Raw genomic sequence first — 23090 nt, 5'->3', positions numbered from 1 at the left:
GGTGCTGCGCTGCTGGGCGGCCCCTCACCCTCCCACCGCTTGCGCGGCGGGCCCCTCCCTCTCCCCGGGGGGAGAGGGCTTTTTTGTTATAGGGGCAGGCGCATGATGCGGTCTTCGTCGATCGTGTCGCCGACCGCGAAGTCGTAGCGGCCGACATCCTGAAAGCCGTAGCGGGCGTAGAAGCGCTTGGCGCGGTGGTTGTCGACAAAGACCGAGAGCAGCATTTCGGACGCGCCGTGCGCGGTGGCGTGGGCGAGCGCCCAGTCCATCAGGGCGGGGCCGATGCCGGCGCCGAGCCATGGCTGGCGCACATAAAGCTGGTGGAGTTCGATCGCGTTCGCCGACCAGTCGCCGGGAAAGGCGACGGGGCCGAGCTTGGCGAAACCGGCGATGCGGTCGCCGTCCAGCGCCACCTGGATGTGCCAGCCGGGGCGGCCAATCTGGGCGGGGAGGCCGGCGGGGCCGAACGCTTCGTCGAGGAAGGTGGCGAGGTCGCCGGCGCCGTAGAGGGTGCCGAAGGTTTCGGTAAAGGCGGCGCGCGCGCAGGCGGCGAGCGCGTCGGCATCCTCCGCGCGGGCGGGGCGGTAGCGGATCATTCGCCGTATCCTGCAGGCACCGGCCAGTCGGGCCGGGTGATGGCAAGCGCGCGGAACAGCGTGCCCATCGCGTCCATCAGCCGGGTCCGGTCGGCAAGCAGCGCGTCCGCCCGGTCGGGCGTGCGGCGCGCGAGCGCGGCGGTGCGCTGGTCGATGCCGAGCTGGCCGAGCAGATCGCGCTGGGTGACGGGGCCGAAGGCGGTGGCGCCGGCGCTCTGCGCGGCGGCGGCGAGCGTGGTGAAATCGACATGCGCGGACAGGTCGTGTTCGCCCGGCGCCTCATAGGGGTTGGCAAAGGCGTGGCCGCGCACCGCCTGCAACGTGTCGGCGAGTGCGGGGCCCTCATAGCCATAGTCGATGGCGAGCATCGCGCCGCCCTGCGCGACGATCCGGGCGGCGAGGCTGCGCATGATCGCGACGGAATGGGGCGATACCTCGATGATCGAGCCGGGGGCGGAATCGCGCAGGGGTTCGGGGATGACCGCGATCGGCACGGCCGGGCCGGCGATGGGGAGGAACAGCGTATCCTGCGCCGCGATCAGGCGTTCGTGCCACCCCTCGCCGCGCCGGACCAGCTGGCGGATGGGAAGCGCGTCGAAAAATTCGTTGGCGACGACGATCAGCGCAGGCTCGGTGGGCAGCGTGTCCACCGTGTCGTGCCAGGTCGCGTGCGGCACGCGCGCCCTTTGGGCGTCGCGCAACGCCGGGCTGATCTCGACGAAATGGACGGGGGGCGCGAGCCCGGCCCTGTTCATCGCCCGCAGCGCATCGGCGGCAAGCGTGCCGCGGCCGGGGCCGAGTTCGACCCAGGCGACCTCCGGGCGGCCGGCGCGGTCCCACAGGTCGGCGCACCACAGGCCGATCAGCTCGCCGAACATCTGGCTGATCTCGGGACTGGTGGTGAAGTCGCCGCCGGTGCCCAGCGGATCGCGGCTGGCGTAATAATGCGCGTTGGCTGCGGCCATATATTGCGACAGCGGGATCGGCCCGGCGAGCGCGATGGCGCGGGCCATGCGCTCCGGCAGAGCCTCCTCGGCGGTGCGGACGAAATCGGCCGGGGGGATCAGGGGGGAGTCGGACGACATTCAGGCGACGCTGTTCGGGCCGGCGATCGGCTCTACCCGCTGGCGGCGCTTCGGCGCGGTGAGGACGAGATACAGGCCGCCCGCGATCATCGGCACGCACAGCCACTGGCCCATATGGAGGCCGGTCTGTTCGGCAAATGCCCGCAACTGGCTGTCGGGTTCGCGGAAGAATTCGACGGTGAAGCGAGCCACGCCATAGCCGAGCACGAACAGGCCGACGAGCCGGCCCGGCTCGTAGCGCGCCTTCGTGCGCCAGAAGGCGAACCACAGGACGGCGAACAACAGGAGGCCCTCCAGCCCCGCCTCGTAGAGCTGGCTGGGATGGCGGGCGGGATCGGGGATGCCGAAGGGCACGGTCCGCGGAAAGACGATCGCCCAGGGCACGTCGGTCGGCTTGCCCCAGAGTTCGCCGTTCACGAAATTCGCCAGCCGGCCGAAGAACAGGCCGAAGGGAACGCAGCAGGCGATATAGTCATGGACACGCAGCCAATCGAGCTTGTGCTTGCGCGCGAACAGGATGAGGCCGAGCGAGGTGCCGATCACCCCGCCATGGAAGCTCATGCCGCCGTCCCACAGCCGCAGGATGCGCAGCGGGTGGAGGATCATTTCCGGCGCGTAGAACAGCACATAGCCGATACGGCCGCCCAGGATGATGCCGAGCGTGGCGTAGAACACCAGATCGTCGGCATGGCGCCGCGCCATCGGGGCACCGGGCTGGGCCAGCAGCTTCAACAGATACCACCAGCCGATGAGAATGCCGGCGATATAGGCCAGGCTGTACCAGCGCAGCGTGAAGAAGCCGATCGAGAAGACATCCGGGTGCAATCCCAGATCCTCGAAGCGGATATGGCCGGTGGCGGCCGCGAGCAGTTCGATCAAGGCTTTTCCCTCATGGTCCGCGTCTGCATAGTGGCGGGCAACGGCAAGACCAAGAGCCGGATAAAGGAGAGAGCGATGCGGACCGAGCTGGACGGGCGGATGGACGCGGCGGTGGCGGCGCTGACCGGCGCGGGCGGGCCGCTGGCGCTGGGCTCGATCACCAGACATGGGCTCGACCTGCCGGTGATCGCGGCGGCACCGCCTAGCCTGCCCGCCTATTTCGCGCATTTTTGCGCGCAGCATGGCGCGGCGACCTTTCTGGTGTCGGGCGAGGAGCGGCTGAGCTTTACCGAGACCCATGATGCCGCGGTGCTGGTGGCGAACGGGCTGGCGGCGCGCGGGGTGCGGAAGGGCGACCGGGTGGGCATCGCGATGCGCAACTCGCCGGCCTGGATCGTGACCTATATGGGCGTGCTGATCGCGGGCGGGGTCGCGACGCTGTTGAACGGATGGTGGCAGGCGGACGAACTGGGGCAGGCGACGCGCGACGTGGCGTGCGCGCTGATCGTGGCCGACCTGCCACGGGCCAAGCGGCTGGAGGGGGTGGCCGATCTGGCCGCGCCGGTGCTGGTGGTGGACGACCATCTGCCGCTGGGACAGGCGCTGGGCCCGCTGATGGCGCCGGAGGAAGGCGATGCGGTGCCGCTGCCCGCGGTGGGGCCGGACGATCACGCGACGATCCTGTTCACCAGCGGATCGACCGGGCGGTGCAAGGGGGCGCTGTCCGACCACCGGGCGGTGGTGCAGGGGACGTTCAACTTCCTGACCCAGGCGATGACGATGCTGAGCATCGCCACCGCCGACGGCAACCCGCCGCAGGGGCAGCCGGCCACGCTGCTCAGCCTGCCGCTGTTCCACGTCACCGCCGAGGTGCCGGTGATGCTGCAAAGCTTCGCCATGGGGCGCAAGCTCGTCCTGATGCCGAAATGGGATGCGCAGGAGGCGATGCGGCTGATCGCGGCGGAGCGCGTGACCTATTTCGTCGGCGTGCCGCTGATGGGGCTGGAGATGCTGAACCATCCGAGCCGTAGTCAGTACGATCTGTCGTGCCTGGTCGACCTGGCGGCGGGCGGCGCGCCGCGGCCGGTGGAGCATGTGCGGCGCATCGCGGCCGAGATGGGCGGGACGGCGCCGCTGATCGGTTATGGCCTGACCGAGACCAACGCGACGGGATCGGGCAACTGGCGCTCCAACTATCTGGCGAAGCCCGATTCGGCGGGACGCGCCTCGCCGCCGCTCGTTGAGCTGAGAATCGTCGACGATGACGGGCGGCCGGTCGCCCAGGGGGCGCGCGGCGAGGTGGCGATCCGGTCGGTCGCGAATTTCCGGGAATATTGGGGGCAGCCGGAGGCCACCGCGGCCGCCTTCACCGCGGACGGCTTCTTCCGGACGGGCGACATCGGCCTGCTGGATGCGGACGGCTATCTGTTCATTGTCGATCGCAAGAAGGACATCATCATCCGCGGGGGCGAGAACATCAGCTGTCAGGAGGTGGAGGCGGCGCTGTATGCGCATGCCGGGGTGGCCGAGGCGGCGGTGTTCGGGCTGGAGGATGCGCGCATGGGCGAGGTGCCGGGCGCGGTCGTCCACCTGCACGACGGCGCGGACGTGGATGCGGCCGGGCTGGAGGCGTTTCTGGGCGAGCATCTGGCGGCGTTCAAGGTGCCGCGCCGCATCTGGATCGTCGACGAGGCGCTGCCCCGGCTGGGCACCGAGAAGATCGACAAGGTGACGCTGAAGGCGCGGTACCGGGCGCTGGTGGCGGCCTGATTGGGTCGCTAAGGCCCGGGCCATGACGATGATCGGCAGGCGGACAGTGCTGGTGGGGGGCGGGGCCGGACTGGGGCTGGTCGTGGCCTGGGGGCTGTGGCCGCGCGACTATGCGCCGGGGTTGACCGTGGGGCCGGACGAGCGGGCGTTCGGCGCGTGGCTGAAGATCGGCCGGGACGGGCATGTCACGGTCGCGGTGCCGCAGGCCGAGCATGGGCAGGGCGTCTACACCACCTTGCCGCAGATCGTGGCGGACGAACTGGGCGCGGACTGGCGCACCGTGGCGGTGACGCCGGCGCCGGTACATCCGCTTTATGCCAATCCGCTGGGGCTGGACGAATTGTTCGAGCATGGGTTCGACGCGGTGCCGGCATCCTGGCGGGGCGAGTGGGCGACGCGGAATGCGGCGATGGTGACGGCGGCGTCCTCGTCCATCCGCATGTTCGAGGGGCCGGCGCGGGAGGCGGCGGCGGCGGCGCGTGCGCTGTTGATCCAGGCGGCGGCGCGGCGATGGGACGCGGACTGGGCGGACTGCGCGACCGAGGCGGGGTTCGTCACCCATGCGGGCAAGCGGCTGCGCTTTGCCGAGCTGGTGGACGATGCCGTGCGTGAAACGGTGCCCGACCCCCTGCCGATCGGGGTGCAGGGCGCGGGCGCGCTGATGGGCAAGGCGGTGCCGCGACTGGATGCGCCGTCGAAGGTCGACGGGTCGGCCAACTTCACCGCCGACATCCGCCTGCCCGACATGGTGCATGTCGCGGTGCGCCAGGGACCGATCGGCAGCAAGCTGGTCGGCATCGACCGGGCGGCGGCGCGTCGGGTGCCGGGTGTGGTCGAGGTGATCGAGACGGACGACTGGGTCGCGGTGGCGGCGGCGACGTGGTGGACGGCAAAACGCGCGCTGGATGCCAGCCGTCCCCGCTTCGCCAGCGAAGGGCCGGCGCCCTCCACCGCGTCGATCGCAGCGGCGCTGGACGCGGCGTTGAAGGACGATGGCCGATCGGTGGCGGCGGTCGGCGATATCGAGGCGGGGCTGTCGGCGGGGCAGGCGGTCAGTGCCACCTACCGCGTGGCGCCGATGGTGCATGGCGGGATCGAGACGCCGGGCGCGGTGGCCGCGTACCGGGACGACCGGCTGGAGATATGGGCGCAGACCCAGGCGCCGGCGCGGGCGCGCGCCGTGGCGGCCGCGGCGGCGGACCTGCCCGAATCGCGCGTGACGGTGCATGCGATGATGATCGGCGGATCGTTCGGCGCGGCGCTGGCGCATGATGCGGTAGCGCAGGCGGCGCGGATCGCGATGCAGCTGAAGCGGCCGGTGAACCTGATGTGGTCGCGCGGCGAGGCGTTGCTGCATGATTATTACCGGGCGCCGGCGGTGGCCGCGATGAGCGCGCGGCTGGGGGCGAACGGCGCGGTGCTGGGCTGGCGGGCCAAGATCGCGGCGCCGGCGACGGGCGGGGCGCTGGCGGAACGGCTGGTGCCGGGCCTGCCGCGGCGGATGCTGCGCGAAACCTATGCCACGGGCGGAGCAGTGCCGCCCTACCGGGTAGCGGCGCTGGCGGTCGACCACCACCGCGCCGATATCGGCGTGCCGACCGGGCATGTGCGGGGCGGGGCGCATGGGGCGAGCTGTTTCTTCAACGAATGCTTCGTCGACGAACTGGCGCGGGCGGCGGGGGTGGAGCCGCTGTCCTTTCGCATCGGGATGTTGGGGGGCGAGCCGCGGCTGGCGCGCTGCCTGTCCACCGCGGCGTCGCTGGGCGGATGGGAAGGCGGCGTGCCGGACAGCGGGCAAGGCATTGCCGCCCATGGCTTTCGTGGCAGCTATATCGCGGTGATGGCCGAGGCGCGGATGGGGCCGGGCGGGCGGCCGGTGGTGGAGCGGCTGGTCGCGGCGGTGGATTGCGGGCGGATGGTCAATCCGGACGTGGTGCGCCAGCAGATCGAGGGCGGGCTGATCTTCGGACTGGCGAGCGCGATCGGCGCGGCGACGGGCTTTGCCGGCGGGCTGGCGACGGCGCGCGGGTTCGACCGGCTGGTGCTGCCCCGCCTTGCCGACTCGCCCGACATCACCGTCGAGTTCGTCGCATCGGACGAGCCGCCGGGCGGGGTGGGCGAACTGGCGGTGCCACCCGTCGCGCCCGCCATCGCCAATGCATTGTATGCATCGGGCGGCTTCCGCATTCGCACATTGCCATTACATGGGGCGCCATGAACCTTCCCGCCGGGCACCCCGCCATTCCTTCGCCCAAGATCGGCGTGCTGCTGATAAACCTGGGCACGCCCGATGCGGCGGACCCACCGGCGGTGAAACGCTATCTGGGCGAGTTCCTGTCGGACAAGCGCGTGGTGGAGCTGCCGGCGATCGCGTGGCAGCCGATCCTGCGCGGCATCATCCTGACCACGCGGCCTAAAAAATCCGCCCATGCCTATCAACAGGTATGGCGCGAGGACGGGTCGCCGCTGGCGGCGATCACCAGGGCGCAGTCCAAAGGCTTGCAGGGTGCGTTCGGCGAGGGCGTGGTGGTCGACTGGGCGATGCGCTATGGCCGGCCGGCGATCGGCGACCGGATCCAGGCGATGAAGGAGGCGGGGGTGGAGCGCATCCTGCTGGCGCCGCTTTATCCGCAATATTGCGCGGCGACCACCGCCACCGCCAACGACAAGGCGTTCGCGCATTTGGCGACGATGCGCTGGCAACCGGCGATACGCACGCTGCCGCCCTATTATGACGATCCCCTTTATATCGATGCGCTGAAGACCAGTCTGGAGGCCGGGCTGGCGGCGCTGGATTTCACGCCGGATGCGATCCTGGCGAGCTTTCATGGTATGCCGCAGCGGACGCTGGAACTGGGCGATCCCTATCATTGCCATTGCCGCAAGACGGCACGGTTGCTGGGCGAGGCGATGCAGGAAACCCTGGGGGGACGCGAGCTGATCGTGACCTTCCAGTCGCGCTTCGGGCGGGCCAAGTGGCTGGAGCCGGCGACCGACACGGTGCTGGAGGCGCTGCCGGCCAAGGGCGTGAGGAAGGTCGCGATCCTGGCACCGGGATTCTCCGCCGACTGTCTGGAAACGCTGGAAGAACTGGCGATCCGCGGGCGCGAGAGTTTCGAGGGGGCAGGGGGCACGCACTTCGCCTATCTGCCCTGCCTGAACGACAGCGAGACGGGGCTGGCGATGCTGCGCGCGCTGCTGTCGCGCGAGTTGCAAGGCTGGGTTCCGTAAGGGAAAACCCGAAAGCCCCATTGCGGTGCGATCTTCGCACCCGTAGCATCGATCACGTCAAACCAAGGGAGAGGCTGATGGCACGAGTAGCGATCGTAACCGGTGGAACGCGCGGAATCGGCGAGGCGATCAGCCTTGCCCTGAAGGATGCCGGCATCACCGTTGCCGCCAATTATGCCGGCAATGACGAGCGGGCCCAGGCCTTTACCGAGCGGACGGGGATCAAGGCGTACAAGTGGGACGTCGCCGATTATGACGCATGCCAGGCGGGTGTCGCCAAGGTGGCCGAGGAACTGGGGCCGGTGGACATCATCGTCAACAATGCCGGCATCACCCGCGACGGCACCATCCTGAAGATGACCTACCAGATGTGGAAGGAGGTCATGGACACCAATCTCGGCGGTTGCTTCAACATGGCCAAGGCGGCGTTTCCGGGCATGCGCGAGCGCAAATGGGGCCGCATCGTCAACATCGGTTCGATCAACGGGCAGGCGGGCCAGTATGGCCAGGTGAACTATGCCGCCGCCAAGTCGGGCATTCACGGCTTCACCAAGGCGCTGGCGCAGGAAGGTGCGCGCGCGGGCGTGACGGTGAACGCGATCGCGCCGGGCTATATCGACACCGACATGGTGGCCGCGGTGCCCGCCGACGTGCTGGACAAGATCGTCGCCAAGATTCCCGTCGGCCGGCTGGGCCAGGCGAGCGAGATCGCGCGCGGCGTGGCGTTCCTGTGTTCGGACGAGGCCGGCTTCGTGACGGGATCGACGCTGTCGATCAACGGCGGGCAGCATATGTATTAAGGCGGTGTTTCCCTCTCCCCGGAGGGGAGAGGGACGGGCCCGCCGCGAAGCGGTGGGAGGGTGAGGGGGCGCCAAGCAGCGCTGCACTGCTTGTCTGCCCCTCACCCTTCCCACTGCCTGTCGGCAGCGGGCCCCTCCCAGCATCAGGTGAACAGCGCGGGGCGCTGTTCACCTGATGCTCCCCGTGGGGGAGAGGGATTTAAGAACAGGAAAGCCGGCCCCTGGTACATGGGGGCCGGCTTTCATCCTCGATACACTACGCGAGGAATTCGTGCTGCCGATCAGCGGCAGAAATTGGGGCGGTCGGACCGGTCGATCGCGCGGCCGGCAAGAGCGCCGGCGCCTGCACCCAGGATCGTGCCGAGGGCCCGGTCGCCGCGGGTGTCGACGGTGCGGCCGAGCAGGCCACCGGCGATCGCGCCGATGATGGTGCCGCCGTCGCCATCCTTGCAGGGGTTGCGACCACGATCCCGATAGCCGCGATCGTCGCGCCAGCCGCGATCGTTGCGGTAGCCACGGTCGTAGCGGCCGCGATCCCGATAGCCGTCGCGGTTGTAGCCGCGGTCGTAGCGGTCGCCATAATAGCCGTAGCGCTGTGCCTCTGCGGGGGCGGCGGCGACCAGCGAGCCGGCGGTCATCGCCAGTGCGGCACCAGCAAGCGACAGGCTCTTGATAAGCGGAACCTTGAACATCGTCTTCACTCCCGTTTCGTCTTCGCGGCGGCGGGATTTCCGTCGTCGTTGTCACGCTTATGGGTGATTCGCATTGAGCGATCCCTGAATGCGGTCGTTATCCTTCATTCAGGATGAAGCTGGCGGTATCGCAGCGCAGCACAGCCGTTATGACGCGGAGGTGATGCGTATTTTCCTGGCCCTGCTACTCGTCCTCATCGTCGTTCCCGGCTGGTCGGGGGAGGAGCGGCTGGCGCTGCTGAACGACCGCGCGCAGATGACGGTGACGCCCGTGGCGCTCGATCCGCGCGATCCGGGGGTGAGGCGGGTCGGCGCGCTGACCTATCTGGGCGGGATCCGCCTCAACAGTCGCGATCCGGCCTTTGGCGGCTTTTCGGCGATGACGCTGGTGGGGGACCGCTTCACGCTGCTCAGCGATGGCGGCAACGTCGTGCGGTTCCGGATGGGGGCGGACTGGCGGCCCTATGGCCTGCACTTCTCCTATCTGCCGGCCGGGCCCGGCACCGGATGGGAGAAGCGCGACCGCGACAGCGAATCGATGGCGATGGATCCGGCGACGGGCCGGATCTGGGTGGGATTCGAGCGGGCGAACCAGTTCTGGCGCTATGCCCCCGACTTCAAGGCGGCAGAGGGGCGGGTCGCCCCGGCGGCGATGAAGCGCTGGCCGGAGAATGGCGGCCCCGAATCACTGGCGCGGATGCCCGATGGTCGCTTCGTGACGATCAGCGAGGAGGCCAAGGTGCCGAAACCCCATTGGCGCGGACCGGAGGCACTGCGCCTGCATTCGCGCATCGGGCTGATCTTCGCCGGCGATCCGCTGGCGGGGCGGGCGCGGCGCTTCGGCTATATGGTGGCACCGCGCCATGACGTGGCGGATGCGGTCGCGCTGCCGAATGGCGACCTGCTGGTGCTGGAACGGTCGTTCGCGCTGCCGTTCCGATTCGGCAACCGGATCGTGCGGGTGGCGGCGCGCGACGTGGCGCCCGGCCGGGTGGCGCGGGGGCGGCTGCTGGCGACGCTGGCCGCCCCGCTGATTCACGACAATTTCGAGGGGATGGCGGTGGCCCGGGAGGGCGGGCGGACGATCCTGTGGCTGGTGTCCGACGACAACCAGTTTCCGCTGCAACGCTCGCTGTTGCTGAAGTTCGCGTTGGATGGGTAGGCTTGGCCTGGGCGACTAGCCTGAGCGATCCTAGGCAAACGCCGAAGGCCCGCCGCTCGGGGTGAGCAGCGGGCCTTTGACGCGATCGTCGCGAAGCGTTTAGGCTGCTTCGGTCTCGGCCGGGACGGCGCGCTTCTTCACCACGTCACGCTTCAGGCGACGGGCGCGCAGGCTCAGCTTGTCGTCCGAGGTCTTGACGAGCCAGTTGTCGAGGCCGCCATTATGCTCGACCGAACGCAGGCCGTGCGTGGACACGCGCAGGCGCACGCTCTTTTCGAGCGAGTCGGAAATCAACGTGACGTTCTGCAGGTTGGGCAGAAAGGTACGCTTGGTCTTGTTATTGGCGTGGGAAACGTTGTTGCCCACCTGCCGGCCCTTGCCGGTCAGCTCGCAAATGCGCGACATGATCGTTATCCTGGTTTCAGGCAATTGCCCGGAAAGGCCGCGCGGATAGCCTGTATGTCGGAGGTCGTCAACCGATTCACCGGTTGCCGGGTGCAACTCGCAGAGCGGCGCGGCGTTAGTTACGCTGCCGCACCATTCGGAGCCAGGACCTCATGCGTACGCTTCTTGCCCTTATCGCCATCGTCGTTCTTCTTGTCGCGGTGGCGATGAGCCTGGGCTGGGTCAGCATCGACCAGACGCGCCCCGGCGTGGTGCAGGCGCCGCAGTTCCGGGCCGAGGGGCCGAAGGTTTCGGTCGGCACGCAGACCAAGACGGTGGAAGTGCCGACGCTGTCGGTCGAGAAGCCGAGCGAGCAGCCCGCCAACGCGCAATAAGTTGCGGGCGCGCGGTCACACGGGCAGGGGGCGGAAATGTTCGCCACCCCCGATCCAATGCGCGCGGCACTGGAGGCCGCAGGCGCCGCGGCCGCAGCCGGCGAAGTGCCGGTGGGTGCCGCACTGGTCCATCAGGGGCAGGTGATCGCGGTCGCGGGCAATGCGCCGCGACGATTGTGCGACCCGACCGCCCATGCCGAGATGCGGGTGATTCGCGAAGGCGCGGCGCTGCTCGGGCGCGAGCGGCTGGAGGATTGCGACCTGTGGGTGACGCTGGAGCCGTGCGCGATGTGTGCGGGCGCGATTGCCCATGCGCGGATCGCGCGGCTCTACTACGCGGCGGCGGACGCCAAGGGCGGGGCGGTGGAGCATGGTGCGAGAGTGTTCGCGCAGGCCACCTGCCATCACCGGCCGGAGATATATGCGGGGATCGCCGAGCGCGAGGCGGGGGCGATGTTGCGGGAATTCTTTCTGGCGCGGCGGGGATGATCGCCATCGGGGTGCGCCTGGGGTAGCCCGTTGATCCGAAACGCCTCTCCCCCGAGGGGGAGAGGGCTGTTTCGTGAGCAATTAGCGCAGGTCGCCTTCGCGGATGGGTACGATCTTGATCTCGACGCGGCGGTTGGCGGCGCGGCCGGCATCGGTGTCGTTCGATTCGATCGGCTGCGTCTTGCCGAACCCGCGGGTGCCGATGCGGGCGCGCTGCACGCCGCGGCTGGCGAGGTAATCGGCGACGGAGACGGCGCGGCGCTCCGACAGCGTCTGGTTGTACGCGTCGCTGCCGGTCGAATCGGTGTGGCCGTACACGTCGATATAGGTCTGGTTATATTGCGACAGGGTGCTGGCGACCTGATCCAGCGTGCGCTGGAACTGCGGCTGCACATTGGCCGAATCATAGGCGAAGGTGATGCCCGAGGGGATGTTGAGCAGCAGATCGTCGCCCTGGCGGACGACCTGCACGTCGGTGCCCGCGGTCCGCTCGCGCAGCTCGCGCTCCTGCTTGTCCATATAGGCGCCAATGCCGGCCCCCGCGAGGCCGCCGATGCCGGCGCCCAGGATCTTTTCGGTGCGATCGCGGCGCCCGCCGACGAGATCGCCGAGCAGATAGCCGCCGACCGCGCCGCCCAGGCCGCCGATCGCAGCCTTGGAAATGCGACGTTCGCCGGTGACGGGATCGGTGGTGCAGCCGGCGGTGGCGACGAGTGCGGCCAGCGCGGCGGCGGTGGCGAACCTGGCGGATTTCAGCATGACGATTGTCCCTTTTTGCTGTCCCGATAACTCGGGCTGCTGATCCTTGTTCCGGATGCGAACTGAACGGTTGGTGACGGTTTAGCGACGAGGGCGCCATTTCGGCGATGCGCGCGAAGCCCAACAAGAAGCATTGTGGAAGGGGCGGCGTTGCGGTTAAGGACGATGCATTCCGATGGCACCGCTGCCCCCCTTCCCCTGGATCGACGTCGTCATCATCCTGCTGCTCGTGGGACTGAACGGCGTGTTCGCGATGAGCGAGCTGGCGATCGTCTCGGCGCGCAAGGCGCGGCTGGAGGCGATGGCGCGTACCGGGCGTAAAGGTGCGCAGGCGGCGATGCTGCTCGCCGCCGATCCGGGCAAGTTCCTGTCCACCGTGCAGATCGGCATCACGCTGATCGGCATCGTCGCGGGCGCCTATTCGGGATCGAGCCTGGGCGGGCCGGTGGGCGCGCGGCTGCAATTGCTGGGCCTGTCGGCGTCGACCGCGGCGTCGGTCGGCTTCGCGCTGGTGATCGGGCTGACCACCTATGCCTCGCTGATCGTGGGCGAACTGGTGCCCAAGCAGTTCGCGCTGCGCAAGCCCGAGCCGATCGCGGCGCTGGTCGCGCTGCCGATGCGCTGGCTGGCGGTCGTCACGGCGCCGATCGTCTGGCTGCTCGATTCGACCAGCGGCGTCGTCTTTCGCCTGCTGGGCCTGAACCGAGAGGCGGAAGACCAGGTGACGGCGGAGGAACTGCACCTGATCGTCGCCGAGGCGTCCAAGTCGGGCGTGATCGAGGAGCATGAACGCTCGATCATCTCGGGCGTGGTGCGGCTGGCGGACCGGCCGGTGCGCGAGGTGATGACCCCCCGGACCGAGATCGACTGGCTGGACTGCACGCTGGATGCCGAGGGGATTCGCGCCAAGCTGCTCGATACGCCGCGCACGCGCCTACCGGTGGGCGAAGGATCGATCGATTCGGTGATCGGCGTGGTGCAGGCGCGCGACATCGCGATGGCGCTGTTCCGCGGCGAGGCGCTCGACCTGAAGCGGCTGATGCGCAAGGCGCCGGTCGTGATCGACCGGATCGACGCGATGGATGCGCTGATCGCGCTGCGCCAGGCCGAGGTGCCGATGGCGCTGATCCATGACGAATACGGGCATTTCGAGGGGATCGTGACCCCGGCCGACCTGCTGGCGGCGATCGCGGGCGAGTTCGCCTCGGACGCGGAGCCCGGCGAGGCGCCCTCGGTCGTGGTGCGCGACGACGGGTCGCTGCTGGTGGCGGGCACGATGGCGGCGGATGCGCTGGCCGACCGGCTGGGCATCGACCTGCCCGACGACCGGGATTATGCCACCGTGGCGGGGCTGGCGCTGGCCGCGTTCCGCCACCTGCCGGGCGAAGGCGAAAGCTTCGTCGAGCAGGGATGGCGGTTCGAGGTGGTCGATCTGGACGGACGCCGGATCGACAAGCTGCTGGTCAGCGAGGAAGGCTGAAGCGACCGCTATTTCATGCGAGCGGCGCTGGTGATCTGCACCGGCTTGGCGAGCATCTCGCCCTTGAAGGGGCCGGCATTGGGATCGGTCGCGGTGTCGAGGATGCGGGCGATCACCTCCTTGCCCTCCACCACCTGGCCGAAGGCGGCATAGCCGAGATTGTCGCCGGGCTTCGTCGGATCGGCATCGAGCGAGGGCTGGTCGCCGACCATGATGGTGAAATCGCCACGCGCCGAGCCGGGGGCCAGACGGGCGATCGAGATGGTGCCGTCGAGATGCTTCAAGCCCGTCTGGGTGGTGGGTTCGTGCTTGATCGGCGGGAGGATGCGCTTGGGCTCGTTGCGGATGCCGAACTGAACGAAGCCGAAGCCGGGGGCGACCTTGACCGAGCGGTAGAAGTTGGTGCCGTTCAGCCGCTTTCCATCGACATAGCGCAGGAAATTGGCGGTGGTGATCGGCGCCTGGGCACGGGCGAGTTCGATGACGATGCGCCCGGCGGTGGTTTCGATCGCGACGCGGGTGGGCGCGGGCGCGGGTGCGGCGGCAGGCGTCGATGCCGCCTGGGGAACACCGGCGAGCAGCAGCGCGAAAAGGGGGGAAAGCATCGGAACGGTCCTTCGAGGCAGACAGGGATCGGCGCCAGTGTCTCACCGGAAGGGGCGGGGCGCCATCCCCAATGGGCTTCACCCGGCCGAGGGGTGATTATCATATCGCATCAGATATTTGGCCCGAAGGAGGCATAGTCGGATGCCGCCCTGTTCGACGCCGCCGCCGGGCGGCATCGTGGCGGCCGTCCCTTGCCACCAGCGCCCGAGGTAGGATGCGGCTGTTTCCCACGCGTGCCCCTCGCCTGCATCCGCAACGCCATACGGTGCGCAACACGCAGTCGGCCCCGCTGGAGGTACTCGTCGAGTATCTGCCCGACCGCTATGTGCTGCATCCCGGCGACGAAATGGTGATCGAGGCGCAGTCGCCGAACCGCGATGGCGGGTTCCTGGTGGTGGCCTATCCCGGCGGCCTGCAGGTGCATCCCGATTGGGGACTGGCAACTGGTGTCTGGATCAACGGGCGAATCGGGGTGACCGACTGGACGACGCCGGGGCCCAACGCCGTGGTGCGGCGGCACGAGCCGGTGGTGCGCCCGAGGATCCAGCGTGCGCGCGCGGCCGAAAAGCCACGGCGCCCTTATTCGATCACGGTGCGCATCCGGGGATCATAGCCGGCCGAACGCGGCCTCGAACCCGGCACGGTCGCCCGCGGCGAGAAGGCGCGCCTGTTCGCGCCAGCGGTCGCGCTGCATGCGGCCGGCAAAAGGACCGAGCTGCGCGTCGAGGGCGGCGGCCTGAGCGTCGTCCAGCGCGGCGATCTGGCCGACGGTGGTGATGCCCAGTTCGCCCAGACGCTGCTGGATCTTGGGACCAAGCCCCTTGAGCAGGCCAATCGGCTGATCCTGGGGCGCGGTGGCCGGGGGCGGGGTGGGGGCATCCGCCGCGATCGAGGCGGGGGTGGCGTCCATCGGCGCGGCGGCGGCCACCGGCTCGTCGGCGAGCGGGCTTTCGGGAAGCGGTTCGTCGACGGTGGGGATGGGGGCGGGTGCGGCCGGAGGCGGGACGGGAACCGGCCTTGACGCCGCGACAGGAGCCGGTGCCGGAACCGGGCTTGCAGCCGCAACAGGAGTTGGGGCTGCAACGGGAGCCGGAGCCGGAGCCGGAGCCGGAGCCGGAGCCGGAGCGGAAGCCGTTGGCTCCTTCAGCGGCGCCGTATCGGGCTCGATCATCGGCACGCCGGCCTGCTCGGCATTGCGCTCGACGGTGCGTTCCGCGTGCTTGCGGATGCGCTTGCGGCGGACGCCGATCAGGATGATCGCGATGGCGAAGGCGGCAACAAGTGCGATGAACACGAAGTGCATCGTCGTGATCGTGGCGACGCCGTCCGGGATCAGGCTGTCGCCGGGTGCGGCGGCGGTGGTTTCGTTCATGCGACCCGTTCTAGCTGGGGGGTGAATACACCGCGAGCGTTATTCGCCCGCGGCCGACCCAGCGTCATGAAGCCCCGCCGCGCGCGTGAGTTCCACGAATTCCTGTCGCCATGGCCCCCTGGGGTCGCCGGCGAGGCGGCGGACATCGCCCCAGGTGAAGCGGGCGAGCAGGGGATCGCCGCGCAGCTTCTGCCCAAAGGCGGCGACCGCGGTGACGAACGCCATGTCGCCGGCGGGCGCGGTGGCGCTACGCAGTTGTGCGGCGGGAATGGCGCGCGCGATCTCACGCGAGGTGGCACTGTCCGGCAGCTTGTAGCGCAGCTTTACATAGGCGCATTCGGTGCCCCCGGTCGTCTTCGCCAGCGGGCGATTGGCGGGATAGCGGCGAGCATCGCTCCACCCCTTGGCGTCCACCGGCACGACCTCGTACAGGGCGGTGACCTGATGGCCGGCGCCGATATCGCCGGCATCCACCGCGTCGTTGGTGAAATCCGCCTCGGCCAGCGCGCGATTTTCATAGCCGATCAGGCGGTACTGGCGAACCGCGTCGGGATTGAACTCGACATGGACCTTTACGTCCTTGGCAATGGTGACGAGGGTGGCGGACAGCTCGTCGTCCAGCACTTTGCGGGCCTCCATCGCGCTGTCGATATAGGCATAGTTGCCGTTGCCGATATCGGCGATGCGCTCCATCATCGCCTCGTTATAGTTGCCGCGGCCGAAGCCCAGCGTGGTGAGGGTGATGCCGTCGTCGCGGTTGCGTTTGACCAGTTGTTCCAGCGCCGTGTTGTCGCTGATGCCGACGTTGAAGTCGCCGTCGGTCGCCAGCAGGATGCGGTTGATGCCGCCCTTCACAAAATGCTGGCGCGCGGTGGTATAGGCGAGCGCGATGCCCTCGCCTCCGGCGGTCGAGCCGCCGGCGTCGAGGCAGGTGAGGGCGGCCTTGATCGCGTTCGGATCGGCGGTGGGGTCGAGGACAATGCCGGCGGCGCCCGCATAGACGACGATCGAGACGCGGTCGCGCGGGGTGAGCCGACCGGCGAGCATGGTCAGTGCCGATTTCACCAGGGGCAGCTTGTCCGGCTGGCCCATCGAGCCCGATACATCGACCAGAAAGACGAGGTTGGCGGGCGGGCGCCGGTCGGTCGCGACGTCATAGCCGCGCAGGCCGATGCGGATCAGGCGGGTGTCGGGGTTCCACGGCGTGACCGCGACATCGGTGGAGACGCCGAATGGTTCGGCAGCGTCGCGCGGACGAGGATAGTCGTAGCGGAAATAGTTGATCATCTCCTCGGTACGGACCGCCTCTGCGGGGACCGGCTGGCCTTCGCGCAGGAAGCGGCGGACATTGGCATAGCTGCCGGTGTCGACATCGACCGAGAAGGTGGAAACGGGGTTGGTGGCGACGTCCTGTACCGCCGCGACCTGCTGGCCGGCATAGCGTTCGGTGTTCGCAGGCGTGCCGTAAGGGGCGGTGGCCACCCCCGGCATGCGGGCGAGCGTCTGCGACACCATCGGGGCGGGTGGGGCGGACGGTGCCGGCACCGGTGCCGACAGAACCGCCGGTGGTGGCGGTGGCGGCGGCGGTGGTGGTGGTGGTGGTGGTGGTGGGGCGCCGGGGGCGAAGACGCGGCCGTTCGTGACCATGATCTCATTGTTCGTGCGGTCAGGCGTGATGCAGCGCACCGGCGACGCAGCTTTGCGCGCCTTGGCCTGGGGCAGCGGCGGTGGCGCCGCGCCGGTGGTGAGCAGGCCGACGAGCGCGACGAATGCCGTGAACCGCATGGTGTTCTCCCCCTTGCCGCTTCTTCTCTCCCAAGGAAGAAAAGGAGCGGCCTCCCTGACGGGGATATCGTGTCACGGTCGTGTTACAGCTTCAACCGCGTTCACGTTCCACTTCGCGCCAGCCGATGTCGCGGCGGCAGAAGCCGTCGGGGAAGGTGATCGCATCCACGGCGCGATAGGCGGCGGCCTGGGCGTCGGCGACGCTGGCGCCGCGCGCGGTGACCGCCAGGACGCGGCCGCCCGAGGCGACCAGCCGGTCGCCGTCCATCCGGGTGCCCGCCTGGAAGACGGTGGCGCCGGTCGCCTCGGCCGCGGCGAGGTTGTCGATGCCGCCGCCCGACTTCGGTGTGCCGGGATAGCCGGCCGCGGCCATCACCACGGTCAGCGCGGGCTCGGGCGAGAAGGTGGGGGCGGGGTGCTCGGCAAGCCGCCCCTGTGCCACGGCCAGCATCACGCCAAGCAGATCGCCGTCGAGGCGCGTCATCAGCACCTGACATTCGGGATCGCCGAAGCGGGCGTTGTATTCGATCAGCTTGGGCCCCTGCGCGGTCAGCATCAGCCCTGCATAGAGGACGCCGGAAAAGGGCGTGCCCTCCTCACGCAGCGTGTCGACGGTGGGCCGCACGATCGTGTCGATCGCCAGCGCCTCCAGTTCGGGCGTCAGGACGCGCGCCGGGCTGTAGGCGCCCATGCCGCCGGTGTTGGGGCCGGTATCGCCGTCGCCGACGCGCTTGTGATCCTGTGCGGAGCCGAAGGGCAGGAGCGCGGTGCCGTCGGTGAGGACGAACAGGCTGGCTTCCTCGCCGTCGAGAAACTCCTCGATCACCACCTCGGCACCGGAAACGCTGAACAGGTCGGCGAGGGCGGCGCGCGCCTCGTCCTTGGTGAAGGCGATGGTCACGCCCTTGCCGGCGGCGAGGCCATCGGCCTTGATGACCACGGGCAGGCCGAAGGTGGTGTCGAGCGCGGTCGCCGCGGCCTCCAGGCTGGAAACGCGCAGATAGCCGGCGGTGGGGATGTTCGCGCGGGCGCACAGGTCCTTGGTGAAGCCCTTGGACCCTTCGAGTTGTGCCGCCGCCTTTGACGGGCCGAAGACGGGGATGCCGGCGGCACGAAGCGAATCGGCAAGGCCGTCGACCAGCGGCGCCTCCGGCCCGATCACGACGAGGCCGATCGCGTGGTCACGCGCAAAGGCGATCACCGCGGCGTGATCCGTCGCGGCCAGCGGCACGCAGGTCGCATGCGCGGCGATGCCGGGGTTGCCGGGCGCGGCATAGAGCGTATCTAACCCCGGCGATTGTGCCAGCTTCCACGCCAGTGCGTGTTCGCGGCCACCCGATCCCAGCAGCAGGACGTTCATGCCCGATCCCTTATTCCTTGACGAAAGTTCGCGGCTGGTAGCCGAGCCGGTGGCCGGCGACAACGCGCTCGCGCTGTCGGTGGGCGAACTGAGCTTCAAGCTGAAGCGGATGGTGGAGGGCGAGTTCGGCCATGTCCGCCTGCGCGGCGAGATTTCCGGCTACAAGCGCGCGACCTCGGGCCATGTCTATCTGGCGCTGAAGGACGATCAGGCGGTGATCGACGGGGTGATGTGGAAGGGATCGGCGAACGCGCTCGCCTTCCAGCCGCAGGACGGCATCGAGGTGATCGCCACCGGCAAGCTGACCACCTATCCGGGGCGATCCAAATACCAGATCGTGATCGAGCGGATGGAACTGGCCGGCGCCGGCGCGCTGATGGCGCTGTTCGAGAAGCTGAAGGCGAAGCTCGCCGGCGAAGGGCTGTTCGACCGGGGGCGCAAGGTGGCGCTGCCCTTCATGCCGCGCACGATCGGCGTGGTCACCTCGCCGACCGGCGCGGTGATCCGCGACATCCTGCACCGGCTGGAGGATCGGTGCCCCACCCATGTCATCGTCTGGCCGGTCAAGGTGCAGGGCGAGGGCGCGGCGGCCGAGGTGGCGGCGGCGGTACGCGGGTTCGATGCGATGCCCGTGGGCGGCCCCGTGCCGCGGCCCGATCTGGTGATCGTCGCGCGCGGCGGCGGTTCGATTGAGGACCTCTGGGCGTTCAACGAGGAAGCGGTGGTGCGCGCGGTGGCAGACTGCACCATCCCGATCATCTCGGCGGTGGGGCATGAGACCGACACGACCCTGTGCGACCATGCCGCCGACCTGCGCGCGCCGACGCCGACCGCAGCCGCCGAGATCGCGGTGCCGGTGCTGGCCGACCTGCGCCTGACCGTCGCCAGCCACCGCCAGCGCACCGAGCGGTGCGCGCGCCGCTATGTCGAGCGCGGGCGCGAGCGGCTGGACGCGATGGCGCGGCTGCTGCCCAAGCGCGACCAGTTGCTGGGGCCGCAGCGCCAGCGTGCGGACGATGCCGGCACGCGGCTGGACCGGGGGCTGGAGCGGCGGGTGACGCTGGCACGCGGCGGGCTGGACCGGGCGGGCGCGGCGCTGCGCCCCGCCGTCCTGCTGCGGCAGGTGGAGCGCGGACACGAGCGGCTGGCGAACACCTGGCGGCTGGTGCAGTCGCTGAACCCCGACCGCATCCTGGAGCGCGGCTATGCGCGGATCACCGCGCGGCCGGGTGGCGAGACGCTGTCGTCGGCGGAGGCGGTGCGTGCGGCGGGCGCCATCACGCTCCGCTTCCGCGACGGCGCGGTGGAAGCGCGGGTTGAGCGCGCGCCCCCGCGTACCTATGACAAGGTGGTACCCGAACAGCCCGACCTGTTCTGATCCTTATCGAGAAGTGTTCCGTTCCATGCTGATGTCCAATGCCGATCGGGCCGCGCGCCTGCACTATATGGCCAATGGTTTCCGGGTGCTGTCGCCGGGCGATCATGTCGTATGCGCCCGGTCGGGGGCGCGGATCGCGCTGGAGGACCTGCGCTACTGGAGCGTGGCGGCGCAGGAGCCCTATGCGAGCCCGGCGATCGCCAGCGAAAGCCTGCGCCCGCGATGAGGGTGTTGGCGGCGGGAATGCTGGTGGCGGCTCTTGGCGGATGCGTCGCGCCGCGTGAGGACGTCGCGTCGTGGCTGGTCATGCCCGCGCCGCCGCCTCCACCGCCGCCGGTCAAGCCTGTCACCCCTGCGGCGATCGTGCTGGAGGGGGCCGCGATCCAGGGCGGGCTGGTCTTCGGGCGCGTGCCCGCCGGCACCACCGCGATGACGCTGGATGGCGAGGCGGTGCCCTTTGCCGATGACGGGCGCTTCGTGATCGGGTTCGACCGTGACGCGGGGCCGTCGGCGCAGCTGGTCGCGACGCTGGCGGACGGACGCCGGGTGGAGCGCGCGCTGGTGGTGGCACCGCGGGCGTGGCGGATCGAGCGGGTCGACGCACCCTATCGCGCGGGCAAGACCGATGCCGAGTTCGCCGCGGCCCGGCCCGCCGAACTGGCGCAGATCGTCGCGGCGCGGGCGCGGACCAGCGATGCGCAAGGATGGCGGCAGGCGATGCGCTGGCCGGCGACCGGGCGGCAATCGGGCTGGTTCGGGGCGCAGCGCGTTTATCAGGGCAAGCCCGGCGGCTATCATTCCGGCGCCGATGTCGCGGTGCCGACCGGCACGCCGGTGGTGGCGCCCGCCGACGGGGTGGTGATCCTGGCGGCGGCGGACAGCCCCTTCACGCTGGAAGGGCATCTGTTGATGATCGACCACGGCATGGGGCTGAACAGCGCGCTGCTCCATTTGTCGCGGATCGATGTGCGCGTGGGCGACACGGTACGGCGCGGCCAGCGGATCGGCCTGTCGGGCGCGACGGGCCGCGCGACGGGGCCGCATCTGCACTGGGGCCTGCAATGGCGCGGGCGCAAGCTGGACCCGCTGCTGGTGGCGGGACCGGTAAGTTAACGCGCGCAAGAGTTGCGTTGCATGGCTGTTCCGCTCACTCATCATGCATAGAGCCACGCGGTTGATGGATCATGGCCCCGAGTGGTCAAATGGAGGGCTCTCGGGATTTCCGTGAACTCAACGTGGCTGGTCGATGGTGGGCACGTGATCCGGAGCGTAGTCTGGGAGCGCCGCGTACATCTCATTACTTGTGAGGTGGTAAGGCATTGGTCGTCTCGCCTTCCGATCTTAATTGGAATGTCCGAAACCGCCCAGTAGCGGACATTATCCGCTTCACGTAGTGTGTGCGGATGCATCGTCGCTCACTCTGCCGGAATTTGGTATGTCTGCCCCTGGTCGTGAGCGGATGTGGCGGCGGGCAGCCTTCACCGACAACTGCCGTTCTAACGGTCAAAGAAGCACGAACACTGGCGCCCAGAATCCTCGCAAGCCGGCTTATTGGACCTGCTTTAGGATCGCGTGTCATCGAGGCTGTTCGCCGCGAGTACCCTGCCCGAGGCGGTATACCTCGTGAAGTCGATCTTTATTCCCAGCCCGAGTTCGCGTGGCCACAGATCAACGGGATCTGCCGAACAGACGTTGTGACTGTTGAGTACGATTGGTTTGATCACGACAATGCCAGCGAGACGACTCCGCTCAATGTCGTGCACGTGGAGGCAGTTAGTCGCTACAAAGCGTTCCCGATGCCGCCGGGAGAACCGGGATCATCGACAAATGAAGAGGCGCAATCAGAGCAGTGCGCTAAGATGACCACTGCTAAGGATGCTTTTCGTGCCCCAAGCGCTGGAGATGCGCAGTGGCTGGCAAAGCTTGCGCAGGAATATATGCGAGGTCCGGTCGGCCGAGCCTTCCCGTTCACGTGTGACGATTTTCAAGACCTGAGCTGCAAGCGGTCAGGGATGGCACTTCGCGGCCTTTCGCCTGGCCGCGCAACTCGGGTGGTTGCTGTTGACTGCCATAATCGCCGGCCTAACGATCAGATCAACTACTGCTACCAGCTGACGTTTCCCTATCCCGATAGTGATAACGTCGAGTGGCAAATTGCCGTCGAGGGCGGCATGCGCAACGGCATGGCCCCAGTTGAGATAAGATCGCTGCATCTCCATCACCAGCGAAAGCCTATGGTCATGCACTGAACGTCCACGTTCCACCAAAAACCGATTTGTGAAGCCGTGAGGTCCGACACGTCGTCGATCCCCGTCAATCCAGCGGGCGGACCTTGATCGAGGGGCCGGTTTTCACCTTCAGCCGGTAGCTGCCGAGCGCGCCAGCGCGGACTTCCACTGCGTCGCCGGGGTTGGGGCGGCGGCCGAGCGGGGCGTCGTCGGTCTGTAGCCAGCGGCCCCCTTGCGCCAGCGTGAAGATCCAGCGGCCATCGCCGCCGACGCTGGCGGTGCGCAGCGTGGTGGTCAGCGGGCCTTCCTTGTCCTCGTTCAGCACGCGGCGCGGCGCCGGATCGCGGCTGCGCCCCGGCAGGACGGCCATCGCGTCGTAGCAGGCGAGGCGGGTCGTGGTATCGGTCAGCGTGCGGCAGCGCTTCAACTGGTCCGCCAGCGGTGCCGATGCCTGTACGGGCGTCGCCCGTACCGGTGCGGCAGTGAGCGGCAGCAGAAACAGAAGGATCTTGAAGGGCTTTGACATGCACTCTTGCTGGCGAAATCGGGAGTGAAACGCAACATGCCGCATACGCACTGTTTTGTTGCTTAACCGCCACAGCGCTGGAATAATATGTGGCCTGCTTTCAATGGGACGTT

At 68.8% G+C, this 23090-nt stretch carries 24 protein-coding genes; 13 read left to right on the top strand and 11 right to left on the bottom strand.

Translation table 11 applies throughout. From position 1 onward, the window contains the following. Positions 1–86 precede the first annotated feature (86 nt). Genes GQR91_RS04335 through lgt form a run of 3 tightly spaced genes read right to left on the bottom strand, consistent with a single transcriptional unit; the run spans position 87 to position 2560 of the window. Positions 87–596: a GNAT family N-acetyltransferase gene (locus tag GQR91_RS04335; protein ID WP_149681298.1), complete on the bottom strand. Its 510-nt coding sequence runs from the start codon at positions 594–596 to the stop codon at positions 87–89. Continuing rightward, entirely contained in the window at positions 593–1681 is a 1089-nt protein-coding gene (locus GQR91_RS04330) for a class I SAM-dependent methyltransferase (RefSeq protein WP_149681297.1), read from the bottom strand. Before GQR91_RS04330 ends, GQR91_RS04335 begins: the two co-directional genes overlap by 4 nt. Next, positions 1682–2560, bottom strand: coding sequence for a prolipoprotein diacylglyceryl transferase (gene lgt, locus GQR91_RS04325; protein ID WP_149681296.1), 879 nt, complete (start codon positions 2558–2560; stop codon positions 1682–1684). Between the two features lie 75 nt (positions 2561–2635). Between lgt and GQR91_RS04320 the strand changes: the two genes are divergently transcribed. From GQR91_RS04320 to phbB, 4 genes are all read left to right on the top strand, one after another. Continuing rightward, positions 2636–4330, top strand: coding sequence for a class I adenylate-forming enzyme family protein (locus GQR91_RS04320; protein ID WP_174236584.1), 1695 nt, complete (start codon positions 2636–2638; stop codon positions 4328–4330). Between the two features lie 22 nt (positions 4331–4352). After that, positions 4353–6548 carry a xanthine dehydrogenase family protein molybdopterin-binding subunit gene (locus tag GQR91_RS04315; protein ID WP_149681295.1) on the top strand — a complete coding sequence of 732 codons (2196 nt, stop codon included), beginning with the start codon at positions 4353–4355 and terminating at the stop codon, positions 6546–6548. Next, complete coding sequence (hemH, locus tag GQR91_RS04310) at positions 6545–7561, top strand: ferrochelatase (protein WP_149681294.1); 1017 nt, start codon at positions 6545–6547, stop codon at positions 7559–7561. The genes GQR91_RS04315 and hemH overlap by 4 nt, the downstream gene beginning before the upstream one ends. 77 nt (positions 7562–7638) lie before the next feature. Next, the gene (gene phbB / locus GQR91_RS04305; RefSeq protein WP_112381633.1) at positions 7639–8361 is read left to right on the top strand and encodes an acetoacetyl-CoA reductase; all 723 of its coding nucleotides are present in this window, start codon (positions 7639–7641) and stop codon (positions 8359–8361) included. Between the two features lie 281 nt (positions 8362–8642). On the opposite strand, the gene GQR91_RS04300 is transcribed toward phbB, so the two are convergent. Then, the gene (locus tag GQR91_RS04300) at positions 8643–9053 is read right to left on the bottom strand and encodes a glycine zipper 2TM domain-containing protein (RefSeq protein ID WP_112381818.1); all 411 of its coding nucleotides are present in this window, start codon (positions 9051–9053) and stop codon (positions 8643–8645) included. Between the two features lie 163 nt (positions 9054–9216). Between GQR91_RS04300 and GQR91_RS04295 the strand changes: the two genes are divergently transcribed. Further along, positions 9217–10215, top strand: a complete 999-nt coding sequence (locus GQR91_RS04295) for an esterase-like activity of phytase family protein (protein ID WP_149681293.1) — start codon at positions 9217–9219, stop codon at positions 10213–10215. Positions 10216–10314: 99 nt separating this feature from the next. Here GQR91_RS04295 and rpmB read toward each other — a convergent pair whose 3' ends face one another. Next, positions 10315–10620 (bottom strand): 50S ribosomal protein L28, encoded by a 306-nt coding sequence (gene rpmB, locus GQR91_RS04290; protein WP_112381632.1) that lies wholly within the window; start codon positions 10618–10620, stop codon positions 10315–10317. 152 nt (positions 10621–10772) lie between these two features. On the opposite strand from rpmB, the gene GQR91_RS04285 reads away from it, so the two are divergent. After that, positions 10773–10994: a hypothetical protein gene (locus tag GQR91_RS04285; RefSeq protein ID WP_112381631.1), complete on the top strand. Its 222-nt coding sequence runs from the start codon at positions 10773–10775 to the stop codon at positions 10992–10994. Positions 10995–11051: 57 nt separating this feature from the next. After that, entirely contained in the window at positions 11052–11483 is a 432-nt protein-coding gene (locus GQR91_RS04280; RefSeq protein ID WP_149681492.1) for a nucleoside deaminase, read from the top strand. 81 nt (positions 11484–11564) lie between these two features. On the opposite strand, the gene GQR91_RS04275 is transcribed toward GQR91_RS04280, so the two are convergent. After that, on the bottom strand, positions 11565–12242 hold the full coding sequence (locus GQR91_RS04275) for a YiaD family glycine zipper/OmpA-like lipoprotein (RefSeq protein WP_112381630.1): 678 nt from the start codon (positions 12240–12242) through the stop codon (positions 11565–11567). 175 nt (positions 12243–12417) lie between these two features. Between GQR91_RS04275 and GQR91_RS04270 the strand changes: the two genes are divergently transcribed. Beyond that, a complete protein-coding gene (locus tag GQR91_RS04270; RefSeq protein WP_149681292.1) occupies positions 12418–13722 on the top strand; it encodes a hemolysin family protein in 1305 nt (434 codons plus the stop codon). A gap of 8 nt (positions 13723–13730) precedes the next feature. On the opposite strand, the gene GQR91_RS04265 is transcribed toward GQR91_RS04270, so the two are convergent. After that, positions 13731–14327, bottom strand: a complete 597-nt coding sequence (locus GQR91_RS04265) for a peptidylprolyl isomerase (protein ID WP_149681291.1) — start codon at positions 14325–14327, stop codon at positions 13731–13733. 215 nt (positions 14328–14542) lie between these two features. On the opposite strand from GQR91_RS04265, the gene GQR91_RS04260 reads away from it, so the two are divergent. After that, a complete protein-coding gene (locus tag GQR91_RS04260; protein WP_149681290.1) occupies positions 14543–14941 on the top strand; it encodes a hypothetical protein in 399 nt (132 codons plus the stop codon). On the opposite strand, the gene GQR91_RS04255 is transcribed toward GQR91_RS04260, so the two are convergent. The 3 genes from GQR91_RS04255 to purD all read right to left on the bottom strand — a co-directional run bounded on the left by GQR91_RS04255 (position 14936) and on the right by purD (position 18845). Continuing rightward, positions 14936–15700 (bottom strand): hypothetical protein, encoded by a 765-nt coding sequence (locus GQR91_RS04255; RefSeq protein ID WP_149681289.1) that lies wholly within the window; start codon positions 15698–15700, stop codon positions 14936–14938. The genes GQR91_RS04260 and GQR91_RS04255 overlap by 6 nt on opposite strands. 39 nt (positions 15701–15739) lie before the next feature. Then, positions 15740–17485 (bottom strand): vWA domain-containing protein, encoded by a 1746-nt coding sequence (locus GQR91_RS04250; RefSeq protein WP_235903864.1) that lies wholly within the window; start codon positions 17483–17485, stop codon positions 15740–15742. Positions 17486–17576: 91 nt separating this feature from the next. Then, positions 17577–18845 (bottom strand): phosphoribosylamine--glycine ligase, encoded by a 1269-nt coding sequence (gene purD, locus GQR91_RS04245; RefSeq protein WP_149681288.1) that lies wholly within the window; start codon positions 18843–18845, stop codon positions 17577–17579. Between purD and xseA the strand changes: the two genes are divergently transcribed. The 4 genes from xseA (at position 18844) to GQR91_RS04225 (ending at position 22472) form a co-directional block, all read left to right on the top strand. Further along, positions 18844–20223, top strand: a complete 1380-nt coding sequence (xseA, locus tag GQR91_RS04240) for an exodeoxyribonuclease VII large subunit (RefSeq protein WP_149681287.1) — start codon at positions 18844–18846, stop codon at positions 20221–20223. The genes purD and xseA overlap by 2 nt on opposite strands. Before the next feature lie 25 nt (positions 20224–20248). Further along, the gene (locus tag GQR91_RS04235; protein WP_112381623.1) at positions 20249–20449 is read left to right on the top strand and encodes a DUF2093 domain-containing protein; all 201 of its coding nucleotides are present in this window, start codon (positions 20249–20251) and stop codon (positions 20447–20449) included. After that, entirely contained in the window at positions 20446–21336 is an 891-nt protein-coding gene (locus tag GQR91_RS04230; RefSeq protein ID WP_149681286.1) for a M23 family metallopeptidase, read from the top strand. The genes GQR91_RS04235 and GQR91_RS04230 overlap by 4 nt, the downstream gene beginning before the upstream one ends. 581 nt (positions 21337–21917) lie before the next feature. Further along, positions 21918–22472, top strand: a complete 555-nt coding sequence (locus GQR91_RS04225; RefSeq protein WP_149681285.1) for a hypothetical protein — start codon at positions 21918–21920, stop codon at positions 22470–22472. A gap of 64 nt (positions 22473–22536) precedes the next feature. Here GQR91_RS04225 and GQR91_RS04220 read toward each other — a convergent pair whose 3' ends face one another. After that, positions 22537–22977, bottom strand: coding sequence for a hypothetical protein (locus tag GQR91_RS04220; RefSeq protein ID WP_149681284.1), 441 nt, complete (start codon positions 22975–22977; stop codon positions 22537–22539). Positions 22978–23090: the final 113 nt, after the last annotated feature.

This window comes from Sphingomonas carotinifaciens, assembly GCF_009789535.1.
Taxonomy (GTDB): domain Bacteria; phylum Pseudomonadota; class Alphaproteobacteria; order Sphingomonadales; family Sphingomonadaceae; genus Sphingomonas; species Sphingomonas carotinifaciens.
Note: the sequence above shows the minus strand (reverse complement) of the source record. Positions and strands in the feature narration are given on the sequence as shown.